Here is a 12879-nt window from a genome sequence, read left to right as displayed (position 1 = left end):
AGGTATGCGCAGGCCACAGTGCCGGCCCATGACTCAGACACCGACAGCCCACACCCCGGCGCCCGGGCAGGCGCGAGCCCACTTCACCGTTCCGGCCGCCCATCCGATGGTGACCGTGCTCGGTTCCGGCGACGCCCTGTTGCGCGTGATCGAGAAGGCTTTCCCGAAGGCCGACATCCATGTTCGGGGCAATCAGGTCAGCGCGATCGGCGAGGCGGTCGAAGTCGCCCTGATCCAGCGCCTGTTCGACGAGATGATGCTGGTGCTCCGCACCGGGCAGCCGATGACGGAGGACGCAGTGGAACGCTCGATCGCCATGCTCAAGGCGAGCGGCAACGGCAAGGGCGAGGGGCCGGAGGAGACGCCCGCGGAGGTGCTCACCCAGAACATCCTCTCCAGCCGCGGCCGCACCATCCGTCCCAAGACCCTCAACCAGAAGCGGTACGTCGACGCGATCGACAAGAACACGATCGTCTTCGGCATCGGCCCCGCCGGTACCGGCAAGACCTACCTCGCCATGGCCAAGGCGGTCCAGGCCCTGCAGTCCAAGCAGGTCAGCCGGATCATCCTGACCCGGCCCGCCGTCGAGGCCGGCGAGCGGCTCGGCTTCCTGCCGGGCACGCTCTTCGACAAGATCGACCCGTATCTGCGTCCGCTCTACGACGCGCTGCACGACATGATCGACCCGGATTCGATCCCGCGGCTCATGGCGGCCGGGACCATCGAGGTGGCCCCGCTGGCGTACATGCGCGGGCGCACGCTCAACGAGGCGTTCGTCGTCCTCGACGAGGCGCAGAACACCACCACCGAGCAGATGAAGATGTTCCTGACCCGCCTCGGCTTCGACTCCAAGATCGTCGTCACCGGTGACGTGACGCAGGTCGACCTCCCGGGCGGGGCCAAGAGCGGCCTGCGGCAGGTTCAGGACATCCTCGAAGGCGTGCCCGACATCCACTTCTCGCGGCTCACGTCCGAGGATGTCGTCCGGCACAAGCTGGTCGGCCGTATCGTCGACGCGTACGAGAAGTACGACGGCAGCCAGCAGGCCCCGAACGGTTACCAGCGGAAGTAGAACTCAGCGCACCATGTCGATCGACGTCAACAACGAGTCCGGGATCGAGGTCGACGAGCAGGCGATCCTCGACATCGCCCGCTACGCGCTCACCCGGATGCGGATCCACCCGCTCTCCGAGCTCTCCGTCATCGTCGTGGACGAGGGGGCGATGGAGCAGCTCCACATCCAGTGGATGGACCTGCCCGGACCCACCGACGTCATGTCGTTCCCGATGGACGAACTCCGTCCGCCGGCGAAGGACGACGAGGAGCCCCCGCAGGGGCTCCTCGGCGACATCGTGCTCTGCCCCGAGGTGGCCAAGAAGCAGGGCGAGGACGCCCCGACGCAGCACTCCATGGACGAGGAGCTCCAGCTCCTGACCGTCCACGGGGTGCTGCACCTGCTCGGCTACGACCACGAGGAGCCGGACGAGAAGGCCGAGATGTTCGGCCTCCAGGCGGCCATCGTCGACGGCTGGCGCGGCGAACGCGGCATCACCGGCCCGTCCCCGGCCCCGACCGTCTCGTGACCGGCGCCCCGCAGCTGATCACCGGGGCGGTCCTGCTGGTCGTGGTCGCCTGGTTCGCGGCGTGCGCCGAGTCCGGGATCGCCCGGGTCTCCAGCTTCCGCGCGGAGCAGGCCGTACGGGAGGGGCGGCGCGGCAGCGCGAAGCTGGCGCAGGTCGCCGCCGACCCCACCCGCTACGTGAACGTGGCCCTGCTGGTCCGGGTCACCTGCGAGATGGCGGCGGGCGTGCTCGTCACGTACGTCTGCCTCGACGAGTTCGGCGAGAACTGGACCGCGCTGTTCGTGGCGATCGGCGTGATGGTGCTCGTCTCCTTCGTCGCCGTCGGCGTGTCCCCGCGCACCATCGGCCGCCAGCACCCGCTGAACACGGCGACGGCGGCCGCGTACGTCCTGGTCCCCCTCGCCCGGGTGATGGGGCCGATCCCGCAGCTGCTGATCCTCGTCGGCAACGCGCTCACGCCCGGAAAGGGCTTCCGCAAGGGGCCGTTCGCCTCCGAGGCGGAGCTGCGCGCGATGGTGGACCTGGCGGAGAGGGAATCGCTGATCGAGGACGACGAGCGCCGGATGGTGCACCAGGTCTTCGAGCTCGGCGACACGCTCGTGCGCGAGGTGATGGTGCCGCGCACGGACCTGATCTGCATCGAGCGGTACAAGACGATCCGTCAGGCGACCACGCTCGCACTGCGCTCCGGGTTCTCGCGCATACCGGTGACCGGGGAGAACGAGGACGACATCGTCGGGATCGTGTACCTGAAGGACCTGGTTCGCAAGACCCACATCAACCGGGACGCCGAGTCGGACCTGGTCTCCACGGCGATGCGGCCGGCGGTGTTCGTGCCGGACACCAAGAACGCGGGCGACCTGCTGCGCGAGATGCAGCAGGTGCGCAACCACGTGGCCGTCGTCATCGACGAGTACGGGGGCACGGCGGGCATCGTCACCATCGAGGACATCCTGGAGGAGATCGTCGGCGAGATCACCGACGAGTACGACCGCGAGCTCGCCCCCGTCGAGGACCTCGGGGAGGACCGCTACCGGGTGACGGCGCGCCTCGACATCACCGACCTCGGCGAGCTGTTCAAGGTCGAGGACTACGACGACGAGGACGTGGAGACGGTCGGCGGCCTGCTGGCCAAGGCGCTGGGGCGGGTGCCGATCGCGGGCGCCTCGGCGGTCGTGGAGCTCCCGGACGGGCGGCCGCTGAGGCTGACGGCCGAGTCCCCGGCCGGACGCCGGAACAAGATCGTGACGGTGCTCGTGGAGCCGGTGGTTCCGGCTGCGGGCGAGGGCGAGGAGGCGGCGCAATGACTCCGGAACGGCTGCGGGCGCTGTGCCTCGGCTTCAACGCGGCGGTGGAGGAGTTCCCCTTCACGCCGGAGACCTCGGTGTTCAAGGTGCTGGGCAAGGTGTTCGCACTGTCGGCGCTGGACGCGGACCCGCTGAAGGTCAACCTCAAGTGCGAGCCCGAGCTGGCGGTACGGCTGCGGGCGGAGCACGCGGCGATCCAGCCGGGCTATCACATGAACAAGCGCCACTGGAACACCGTGACGGTGTCCGAACTCCCCGACGCGCTGGTGCGGGAGCTGGTCGAGGACTCGTACGACCTGGTGGTCGCGGGTCTGCCGAGGGCGCAGCGGCTGCGGCTGGACCGGCCCTGACCGCTGCGGCGGGGTGGTCGCGCCCGGGCCGGGAGCCGCTCCTTATGCTTTCGCCATGACCGACACCACCGGGCTCGACCCCGAGGACAGCAAGATCATCACGCTGGCGCGCAGCGCCCGGGCCCGCAACGGGGTGCCGGAAGGGGCGGCTGTACGGGACGAGACGGGCCGCACGTACGTCGCCGGCACGGTGGAGCTGGACTCCCTGAAGCTGAGCGCGCTCCAGACCGCGGTGGCGATGGCGGTGGCCAGCGGAGCCCGCTCCCTTGAGGCCGCGGCCGTGGTCAGCGCGGCGGAGTCGGTGCCCGACGCCGACCGCGCGGCCGTCCGCGACCTCGGCGGCGCCACCACCCCGGTCCTGCTCGCCGCCCCGGACGGCACCCTCCGCTCCACCATCCCGGCCGGGGCCTGACCCCGGCGGGGCTTCGGCCCCCGCCGGGTTGCGGGGCCTGGGTGCCTACGCGGCGGCGGGGGCCACGGCGGGGGCGGCGGCAGCCGGGCGGCGGCGGATGACCATGGACATCAGGGCGGCCATCGCGCACAGGGCGCCCGACGCGTACCAGACGACGTCGTACGAGCCGAACGCGTCCCGCGCCACGCCTCCCAGGAAGGCCACCAGCGCCGCGCCGACCTGGTGCGAGGCCAGCACCCAGCCGAACACGATCGCGCTGTCCTCCCCGTACTGCTCGCGGCACAGCGCGATCGTCGGCGGCACGGTCGCGACCCAGTCCAGCCCGTAGAACACGATGAAGAACACCATCGGCGGATGCACCGTCGGAGCCAGCAGCAGCGGCAGGAACAGCAGCGAGACCCCGCGCAGCGCGTAGTAGACGGCCAGCAGCCGCCGCGCCTCGAAGCGGTCCGTGAACCAGCCCGACGCCACCGTGCCGACGACGTCGAACACTCCGATCACCGCCAGCAGCCCGGCCGCCGCCGTCACCGGCATGCCGTGGTCGTGCGCCGCCGGCACGAAGTGGGTCTTGACCAGCCCGTTCGTCGAGGCCCCGCAGATCGCGAAGGTGCCCGCCAGCAGCCAGAACGGGCCGGTGCGGGCCGCCTTGAACAGCACCGTCACCGTGCGCCGCGCCGCGCCCGCCACGGGGGCCGGCTTCGCCGCGTACGTGCCTCCGTACGGGGCGAGCCCCACGTCCGCGGGGTGGTCGCGCAGCAGCAGCCACACGAGCGGGACCACGGCCAGCGCCGCCAGCGAGACCGTCACCGCCGCCGGGCGCCAGCCGTGGTGCTCCACCAGCCAGGACAGCAGCGGCAGGAAGATCAGCTGGCCGGAGGCGCCGGCGGCGGTCAGGATGCCGGTGACCAGGCCCCGCCGGGCGGTGAACCAGCGGTTGGTGATCGTCGCGGCGAAGGAGAGCGCCATCGAGCCGCTGCCCAGGCCCACCAGCACACCCCAGAACAGCACCAGCTGCCAGGACGCGGTCATCCAGACCGTGGCGGCCGTGCCGGCGGATATGACCATCAGGGCCAGTGCCACGACCCGGCGGATGCCGTAGCGGTCCATCAGGGCGGCCGCGAACGGCGCGGTGAGCCCGTACAGCGCGAGGTTCACGGAGACGGCGAAGCCGATCGTGCCGCGCGACCAGTCGAACTCCTTGTGCAGCGGTTCGATGAGCAGTCCCGGCAGGGAGGCGAAGGCGGCCGCGCCGATGATCGTCACGAAGCCGACGGCCGCGACGAACCAGGCGCGGTGGACGCGGCCGGGCTTCGCCGGGGGAGCGAGGGGGGCGGTCGAGGGCGTCGTGGAGGACTCTGTCTGCGTCACGCGGACCAGCTTCCGGTCCGGGGCGTCCGCAGGACAGTGGCTTGAATGCCATGCTTCGGTACGATCGGGCCATGGAGTCGAAGCGGAAGACACACCGCGTGGTCGTACTCGCCCTCACCGGGCTGCTGCCCTTCGAGCTCGGCATCCCGCACCGGATCTTCGGCCGCGCCAAGGATTCCGCCGGGCGGCCGCTCTACACGATCGTCACCTGCGGACTCGCCCCCGGCCCGGTCGCCACGGAGGCCGACTTCGCGATCCACGTCGAGCACGGCCCCGAGGCGCTGGCCACCGCCGACACGGTGGTGGTGCCCGCCTCGTACGAGCTGGGCCCGGTCCACGAGGAGGGCAGGCTGACCGACGAACTCGCGGCGGCCCTCGCGCACATCCGCCCGGGCACCCGGCTCGTGTCCATCTGTACGGGCGGATACGTGCTGGCCGCCGCCGGGTATCTGGACGGCCGCCCGGCCACGACCCACTGGGCCTCCGCCGAGCACTTCCAGCGGATGTTCCCGGCGGTACGGGTGGACGCGGGCGTGCTCTACACCGACGACGGGGACGTGCTGACCTCCGCGGGGGTCGCCGCCGGCATCGACCTGTGCCTGCACATCGTGCGCCGCGACCACGGCGCGGCCGTCGCCAACGAGGTGGCCCGGCGGACCGTCGTACCGCCCCACCGGCCCGGCGGCCAGGCCCAGTTCATCGAGCGTCCGGTGCCCGAACCGGCGCAGGCCAGCACGGCGGCGGCCCGCGCGTGGGTGCTGGACCGGCTGCACGAGCCGCTGGCGCTGGCCGACCTGGCGCGGCAGGAGGCCATGTCGGTGCGGACCTTCACGCGCAGGTTCCGCGAGGAGTGCGGGGCCAGCCCCGGCGAGTGGATCGTCGGGCAGCGCGTGGAGCGGGCCCGGTCGCTGCTGGAGGAGAGCGACCTGCCGATGGAACAGGTGGCGCGGCAGGCGGGGTTCGGGACGGCGCAGTCGCTGCGCAAGCACCTGCAGGCGGCGCTGGGGGTGAGCCCGACGGAGTACCGGCGGACGTTCCGGGCGTCGTCGGGTGCGGGTGCGGGCGTCTCTGCCATCTCCTGATGGGCCATCAGTTGATGCCGGGTCCGTGCATTGACTTCTCCCGCCGCCCGCTCGTGAATGGCCCCCTGTCGCGGCGGGACGGAACCCAGGGGGCGGACAGTGCGGACAGGGGCGGGCAGCAGGAGATGGGCGTTGGCCGCCGGTCTGGCCGTCCTCGCGGCCACGGCCGGGGGAGGGCTGGGTTCGCCGGCCGTCGCCCAAGGCGAAACGCCCCCGGGGCAGGTGGAGTTCCCGACGCACTGCCTGCCGCCGCAGGAGGCCGGACTCCCGCCCGCCGACGGGACGACGACCGCCCGGATCACCGTCGGCGACCCGGCGCCGCGCGTCGGGGACACCGTCACCGTGACGTACCAGGTGGCCACCACCCCGGCCGTGAACCCGGTCGGCGGCGAGCTGCCCGCCGACGCGCTGACCCCGACCGGGCGGGTCCTGCTCGGGGGCGCGCAGAGCGGTGAGGTCACCGTCGTCGGCGCCAAGCGGAACGACCCCGTCGAGGCGGGTGCGGCGCTGCCCGGGGTCACCATGACGGGCACCTTCACCGTCACCGCGCCGGGGGAGGTCACGCTCGCCCCGGGCGGCTACACGCTGCACACCAGCCACCCGCTGGACCTGGACACCGTCTGCACGGCGACCGGAACCCCGGTCTCCGAGCGGCTCACCGCGAGCCCGCTGCCCACGGCCAACCTGCGGGGCGTCTCGCTCGCCGCGGCGTACGGGAAACCGGGCGCGCGGGTGAAGGTCACCGGCGCGGGGTTCGCCCCCGGGGCATCGGTGACGGTGGCCGGCCGGGCGGGCGCCGCCGAGACCCCGGACCGGGTGGCGGCCAAGGCCGATGACCGGGGGGCCTTCGAGGCCGAGCTGCCGGTGTCGGACAAGGCGACGACCGCGGTGGTGGCGTACGAGGGCACGGCCTGGTCCGCGGGGCGGGGCTCGGGACCGGCGGCGTACACGGTGATCGACGCCGTTCCGCCGCCGCCGGGGACGCAGAAGGTGACGGCGGTGGTGGAGCCGGGGGCGCTGTCGATGTCCCAGGCGGGGGAGTCGGTGGTGCTGGGCGCGGTGCCGTACGGGGACGGGGGCGCGGCGCCGGGTCGGATCGGGACGGTCACGGTCAAGGACGCGCGGGGCGGGCCGGCGGGGTGGACCCTGACCGGCAAGGTCACGGACTTCACCGGTCCGGGCGGCGTGCGGATCCCGGGCGCGTCCTTGAGCTGGACCCCGTCCTGCGTGGCCGCCGAGGGCAGCCCGAGCCGGTGCGTGGCGGGCAGTGCGGGGGTGGTGGGGCCGGAGGGGGCGGTCCTGGCGTCGGCCCCGGACGCCGGTGCCGTCGGCGGAACCTTCACGATCGACGCGACCGTCACCCTGCGGGTGCCCCCGTACACCCCACCGGACGCCTACCAGGCGGTCCTGACCCTGACCCTGTCGTGACCCGCCCCGTAGCCCCCGCGCCCACCCCCCTCGCGACCGCGCCGCACCCCCTCCGCTCCACGCGGCCGAGCGGGAGGCACGTGTGGGAGACCGGGCTCGGGCGCCGGCTGCGCGGCCGCGGGGCTGCGGTCGCACGACGCGTTCCGCTGCGCGGCGGGGCGGCGGCCGCGGTCGTGCGACGGGTTTCGCCGCGTGGCGGCGGGGCCGTGGGCGCAGGGTCCGGCCCGTCTCGTCGCGGTCGGGTGCTGCTGCGCGGGGTCGTGGGCGTCGTGATCGGGCTCGGGGGGTTGCTGGGCGGCGGGGCCGGGGCGGCCGTGGCGGCCGGGGCGGCTGACAACGGGGAGTGGGGTGTGGGGCCCGCCGCCAACGCCGTGACCCGGCGGCCGTATTTCTACCTCGCCGCCGAGCCCGGCGGGAGCGTCGGCGACACCGTCACCGTCACCAACCGCACCGACCGCCCCCGCACCTTCCGGCTCTACGCCGCCGACGCGTACAACACGCCCCGCGACGGCGGCTTCGCCCTCCGCGGCCCCGACGAGCCGCGCCGCGCCACCGCCGCCTGGGCGAAGCTCGCCCAGGAGCGGGTCACCGTCCCGGCCCACGGCTCGGCGGACGTCGCCTTCACGCTCACCGTCCCCGACCGGGCGGAGCCGGGGGACCACCCCGGCGCCATCGTGGCCATGGCCGTGCAGGACGCCCCGAGCGGGGCGCCCGCCGGCATCGGCGTGCGGCAGGCCGTCGCCGCCCGCCTCTACCTCCGCGTCAGCGGCCCCACCGCCCCGGCGATCGCCGTCCAGGGCCTCCGCGTCACCCCGCGCCCCGGCGGCGCCCCCGGCGCGGAGGTCTCGTACACGCTCCACAACCTCGGCAACGTCACGCTCCGGCCCCGCGCCACCCTCACCGCCTCCGGCGCCTTCGGCCGCCGACTGCTCGACCGGGAGCTCTCCGGGCTGCCCGCCGAGCTGCTGCCCGGCCAGCGGGTCCGGCTCTCCACGCCCTGGACCGGCCCGCCCGCCGTCGAGTGGGCCGAGGTGACGGTGCAGGTCAGCGGCGTCGGAGCGGCCGCCCGGGCCTCCGTCGGCCACGCCGCGCGGCCGGATCTCGCGACCGCGCTCTCCGCCGCTCTGGCCCTCCTGGCCGTGGCCTGGTCGGCGCTGGGACCGGCATCGGGGAGAATGGCCCGTATGAGCGATCGTTCCCCCGAGCCCACCGCCCCGCACCGCGCGGGCTTCGCATGCTTCGTCGGCCGCCCCAACGCGGGGAAGTCGACCCTGACCAACGCACTCGTGGGCACCAAGGTCGCGATCACCTCCAACCGGCCCCAGACCACCCGCCACACCGTCCGCGGCATCGTGCACCGCCCCGACGCCCAGCTCGTGCTGGTCGACACCCCGGGTCTGCACAAGCCGCGCACGCTGCTCGGCGAGCGCCTGAACGACGTCGTCCGGACCACCTGGGCCGAGGTCGACGTCATCGGCTTCTGCCTGCCGGCCGACCAGAAGCTCGGTCCCGGTGACAAGTTCATCGCCAAGGAGCTCGCGGGGATCAAGAAGACCCCCAAGATCGCCATCATCACCAAGACCGACCTGGTCGAGTCCAAGCAGCTGGCCGAGCAGCTCCTCGCCGTCCACCAGCTCGGCGCCGAGCTGGGCTTCGAGTGGGCCGAGATCGTCCCCGTCTCGGCGGTCGGCGACACCCAGGTCCAGCTGCTGGCCGACCTGATCGCGCCGCTGCTGCCGGAGAGCCCGCCGCTGTACCCGGAGGGCGACCTCACCGACGAGCCCGAGATGGTGATGGTCGCGGAGCTGATCCGCGAGGCCGCGCTGGAGGGCGTACGGGACGAACTCCCGCACTCCATCGCCGTCGTGGTCGAGGAGATGATCCCCCGGGAGAACCGCCCGGCGGACCGCCCGCTGCTGGACATCCACGCGAACGTCTACATCGAGCGGCCCAGCCAGAAGGGCATCATCATCGGCCCGAAGGGCGCCCGCCTGAAGGAGGTCGGGATGAAGTCGCGCAAGCACATCGAGGCGCTGCTCGGCACCCCGGTCTTCCTCGACCTGCACGTGAAGGTCGCCAAGGACTGGCAGCGCGACCCCAAGCAGCTCCGCAAGCTCGGCTTCTGACGCGGGTTCCAGGTTCCACGGCGGCCGGTCCACCGGCCGGTCCACCAGGCCGGTCCCCCGCGCGGGAGACCGGCCGGGGACCGGGCCGGCCCACCCGCTACGCGGGACGGCGCAGCCGCACCACGTTGTCCGTACGGGTACCGGGCGTGCCGTCCGGCTGGTTCTGGACCCGCTCGGTCTCCTCGGCCCGCAGCACCTCCCAGCCCGCCGTGACCGGCTCCAGCTGCGCGACGACGTCCTGCGGCGTGGGGAAGTACGCCTCCTCGCGGTCCTCCTGCCAGGGCGCCCAGCCCGCGTGGCCGACGACCAGCAGCGTGCCGCCCGGCGCCACGGCCGAGGCGGCGGCGCGCAGGACGCGGTCGCGTGGGAAGTCCCCGTAGTTGTGCAGGAAGCACGCCGAGACCAGGTCGAACTCCCCCTCCGGGAAGGACTCGGTCAGGTCGTGCCGCTCCAGGGTGACGCGGTCCGCGACCCCGGCGTCCGCCGCGTGCTCGGCGGCCCGGCCGAGGGCGACCCCGGAGATGTCGGTCCCGGTCACGGTCCACCCGAGGCGGGCCAGCCACACCGCGTCGCCGCCCTCCCCGCAGCCGAGGTCCAGGGCCCGGCCCGGGGCCAGGCCGGACACCTCGTGCACCAGCATGGCGTTGGCCTCGCCGCTCCAGATCCGGTCGGTCTCCTGGTAGCGGGCGTTCCAGAACTCCTCGCCCGCGCGGGCGGGCGAGTGGGCGGCGTGGCCGGGGCCGGGCCCGTGGCTGTGGTCGTGGCCGTGCGGGTGCCGGTGGTCGTGCGTGCGCTGCTCGGACATCGGGGCCTCTCCCTGTTCGCGCACCGGGTGCGGTGCCTGTGCCGTCGATGCTCCGCCCGCCCGTCCCGCACGGGCAACAATTCTTGCCGTTCCGGCAACACCGGTCAGGGCCGCTCCGGCGGCTCCGCGATCAGGGCCGTCGCCACCCGGCGGAAGCCGACGCGGCCGTAGACGCGGGCCACGTCCTCGTCGCCCGCCGTCAGGAACACCGTCGCCGCGCCGCGGGCCAGGGCGTCCGCGACCAGGGCCGCCGTCACGCCGAGCGCCAGGCCCTGGCGACGGGCCGCGGGCAGCGTGCCGACGGCGACGACCTCGGCGACCTCGCCGACCGGGTTGTACTGGCCGGAGCACAGCACCACCCCGTCCCGCGCGGCCGCCGCCATGCCCGTGGTGCCCTCCGTGAGCTTCCCCGCCACCATGGCCCGGCGCGCCTCCACCGACGGGTCCGTCACCGCCACCGCCAGTTCGGCCGGACCGGCCTCGCCGCGCGCCGTCCCGGGGTTCGCGAAGGCCAGCATCGGCACGGCCACCGCCGCCGCGAGCAGCGGGTCGTCGGCGCCCAGCAGCGTCACGTCCGGATGCGGTGCGAGCGGCTGCGCCGCCGGGTCCAGCACCATCAGCGGGTGCTCGTGGACGTGCAGCCCCGCCGCCTCCACGGCGGCCCGCAGGGAGGGGCTGGTTTCGGCCACCCATTCGAAGGACTCCGGGACGCCCAGCTCCCGCTGGCGGGCCAGGACCCGCTCCACGTCGGCCGCCTCGGCGTCCGGCCCGCCGAGCGCGGGCCGGGCGTAGTACGGCCAGCCGTCGCCTTCCTGCACGAACAGGGTCAGCGCCCCGAAGTCCTCGCCCCGTGCCCCGCCCACGCGCGGTACCGCGTCGTAGTACCGCTCCAGCAATTCCAAGATCTTGGTCATCCGGTCATACAAGCAAAGCCGCCCGGCGCGGTCACCTGCTTTCACGGCCGCCCGGGCCGAGGGGCCGGTCCGGGCCGAGGGGCCCCGCCGCCCGGGCTCCCTACGCACCCTCCTTCAGCACCCGCGAGATCAGCGACCGCTGCGCGTCCGACAGGTTCGGCTCCGCGCAGGACACCGTCCGGCCGTCCACCGTGATCCGGTACGAGAACCCGTCCCGCACCCGGTGCGCCTCGCCCCCGGGCGGGCCGGGCCGCAGCGCCAGCTGCGCCAGGGCCCGCCACTCGTCCTCGTCGGGCCGGCCCGAGGTGTCCACCTCGACCCGGCGCTCGATGCCCGTGAACCCTCCCGTACGTACCACCAGAATCCGCATGGGGGCTGTCTACCCCGCCCCTAGGCGGTCGGCACACCCACCGTCGACCACGCCTTCTGGAGCGCCTGGTGTTCCGCTCCGCCGTCCCCGTAGCGCGCGACGGCCGCCGCGAGCGACAGCCGGGCGAAGTCCTTGAACGTCGCCTTCGAGGAGAGCTCCCCGCCCGTCAGGGTGTCGTACCAGATCTGCCCGGCGCGCTCCCAGGCCTTGCCGCCCAGCTCCGTCGCCACCACGTAGAAGGCGTGGTTGGGGATGCCGGAGTTGATGTGCACCCCGCCGTTGTCGCTGTAGGTGTCGACGTAGTCGTCCATGGTGGCCGGCTGCGGGTCCTTGCCGAGCTCGTCGTCGTCGTACGCCGTCCCGGGCGCCTTCATCGAGCGCAGCGCGACCCCGGTGACGTTGGGGCCGAGGAGCCCGGCGCCGATCAGCCAGTCCGCCTGGTCGGCGCTCTGGCCGAGGGAGTACTGCTTGATCAGGGAGCCGAACACGTCGGACATCGACTCGTTGAGCGCACCCGACTGACCCCGGTAGACGAGGTTGGCCGAGTACTGGGTGACCCCGTGGGCGAGTTCGTGCCCGATCACGTCCACCGACACCGTGAAGTCGAGGAACAGGTCCCCGTCCCCGTCGCCGAACACCATCTGCTGGCCGTCCCAGAAGGCGTTGTTGTAGTCCTCGCCGTAGTGCACGGTCGCGTCCAGCGCCAGCCCGGCGTCGTCGATCGAGTGCCGCCCGAAGCCCTTGAGGAACAGCTCGTACGTGGCTCCGAGCCCGGCGTAGGCGCGGTTGACGGTGGCGTCCTTGTGCGCCGCGTCGCCCTCCGCGCGCACCTTCTTCCCGGGCAGCCGGGTGCGGTGCTCGGCGTCGTAGACGGTCCGGCGGGGGTCGTCCCCGACGGGGGTGCCCAGCGCCGGGGCGATGCCCCGGACGGTGGTGACCCGGCGCCTGGTGCGCAGCAGGGAGTCCTGTTCGAGGGTGCGCTGGGCGGCGTCGGCGCGCCGGGTGTCCTCGGACTGGGCGATCTTGTCGAGGAGGTGCGGCGGCACGACGGTGCAGAACACGGGGTGGCGGTGGGGGTGCGTGGGGGCGTGGGAGGCATCCATGCCGGGAAATGTCGCATTCGGTCATGCTGAT

At 73.6% G+C, this 12879-nt stretch carries 13 protein-coding genes and 1 pseudogene; 9 read left to right on the top strand and 5 right to left on the bottom strand.

Annotated elements, in window-relative coordinates:
• Positions 1-28 precede the first annotated feature (28 nt).
• Genes OG982_RS08845 through OG982_RS08825 form a run of 5 tightly spaced genes read left to right on the top strand, consistent with a single transcriptional unit; the run spans position 29 to position 3652 of the window.
• The gene (locus tag OG982_RS08845) at positions 29-1072 is read left to right on the top strand and encodes a PhoH family protein (RefSeq protein ID WP_266788146.1); all 1044 of its coding nucleotides are present in this window, start codon (positions 29-31) and stop codon (positions 1070-1072) included.
• Positions 1073-1085: 13 nt separating this feature from the next.
• On the top strand, positions 1086-1583 hold the full coding sequence (gene ybeY / locus OG982_RS08840; protein ID WP_008738873.1) for an rRNA maturation RNase YbeY: 498 nt from the start codon (positions 1086-1088) through the stop codon (positions 1581-1583).
• On the top strand, positions 1580-2890 hold the full coding sequence (locus tag OG982_RS08835; protein ID WP_266788147.1) for a hemolysin family protein: 1311 nt from the start codon (positions 1580-1582) through the stop codon (positions 2888-2890). Before ybeY ends, OG982_RS08835 begins: the two co-directional genes overlap by 4 nt.
• A complete protein-coding gene (locus tag OG982_RS08830) occupies positions 2887-3240 on the top strand; it encodes an MmcQ/YjbR family DNA-binding protein (RefSeq protein WP_266788148.1) in 354 nt (117 codons plus the stop codon). The genes OG982_RS08835 and OG982_RS08830 overlap by 4 nt, the downstream gene beginning before the upstream one ends.
• Positions 3241-3295: 55 nt before the next feature.
• A complete protein-coding gene (locus tag OG982_RS08825; RefSeq protein WP_266788149.1) occupies positions 3296-3652 on the top strand; it encodes a cytidine deaminase in 357 nt (118 codons plus the stop codon).
• 45 nt (positions 3653-3697) lie between these two features.
• Here OG982_RS08825 and OG982_RS08820 read toward each other — a convergent pair whose 3' ends face one another.
• The gene (locus OG982_RS08820) at positions 3698-5020 is read right to left on the bottom strand and encodes an MFS transporter (RefSeq protein ID WP_266948249.1); all 1323 of its coding nucleotides are present in this window, start codon (positions 5018-5020) and stop codon (positions 3698-3700) included.
• 71 nt (positions 5021-5091) lie between these two features.
• Between OG982_RS08820 and OG982_RS08815 the strand changes: the two genes are divergently transcribed.
• The 4 genes and pseudogenes from OG982_RS08815 (at position 5092) to era (ending at position 9656) form a co-directional block, all read left to right on the top strand.
• Positions 5092-6102 carry a GlxA family transcriptional regulator gene (locus OG982_RS08815; RefSeq protein ID WP_266948247.1) on the top strand — a complete coding sequence of 337 codons (1011 nt, stop codon included), beginning with the start codon at positions 5092-5094 and terminating at the stop codon, positions 6100-6102.
• 132 nt (positions 6103-6234) lie between these two features.
• Positions 6235-7530 (top strand): WxL domain-containing protein, encoded by a 1296-nt coding sequence (locus OG982_RS08810; RefSeq protein ID WP_266948245.1) that lies wholly within the window; start codon positions 6235-6237, stop codon positions 7528-7530.
• Positions 7527-8192 (top strand): annotated as a pseudogene (locus tag OG982_RS30960) (DUF916 domain-containing protein); the annotation flags it as partial. The gene OG982_RS08810 and the pseudogene OG982_RS30960, both read left to right, overlap by 4 nt.
• Before the next feature lie 513 nt (positions 8193-8705).
• Positions 8706-9656 carry a GTPase Era gene (gene era / locus OG982_RS08800; protein ID WP_266792096.1) on the top strand — a complete coding sequence of 317 codons (951 nt, stop codon included), beginning with the start codon at positions 8706-8708 and terminating at the stop codon, positions 9654-9656.
• A gap of 97 nt (positions 9657-9753) precedes the next feature.
• Here era and OG982_RS08795 read toward each other — a convergent pair whose 3' ends face one another.
• The 4 genes from OG982_RS08795 to OG982_RS08780 all read right to left on the bottom strand — a co-directional run bounded on the left by OG982_RS08795 (position 9754) and on the right by OG982_RS08780 (position 12848).
• A complete protein-coding gene (locus OG982_RS08795; protein ID WP_266788153.1) occupies positions 9754-10461 on the bottom strand; it encodes a cyclopropane-fatty-acyl-phospholipid synthase family protein in 708 nt (235 codons plus the stop codon).
• Between the two features lie 104 nt (positions 10462-10565).
• The gene (locus OG982_RS08790; protein WP_266788154.1) at positions 10566-11375 is read right to left on the bottom strand and encodes a GNAT family N-acetyltransferase; all 810 of its coding nucleotides are present in this window, start codon (positions 11373-11375) and stop codon (positions 10566-10568) included.
• 100 nt (positions 11376-11475) lie between these two features.
• A complete protein-coding gene (locus tag OG982_RS08785; protein ID WP_266788155.1) occupies positions 11476-11745 on the bottom strand; it encodes a protealysin inhibitor emfourin in 270 nt (89 codons plus the stop codon).
• A 20-nt stretch (positions 11746-11765) separates the two neighbouring features.
• Positions 11766-12848, bottom strand: coding sequence for a M4 family metallopeptidase (locus OG982_RS08780; RefSeq protein WP_266788156.1), 1083 nt, complete (start codon positions 12846-12848; stop codon positions 11766-11768).
• Between the last annotated feature and the right edge of the window lie 31 nt (positions 12849-12879).

The sequence above is a fragment of the Streptomyces sp. NBC_01551 genome (assembly GCF_026339935.1).
In the GTDB taxonomy this organism is placed as follows: Bacteria; Actinomycetota; Actinomycetes; order Streptomycetales; family Streptomycetaceae; genus Streptomyces.
Note: the sequence above shows the minus strand (reverse complement) of the source record. Positions and strands in the feature narration are given on the sequence as shown.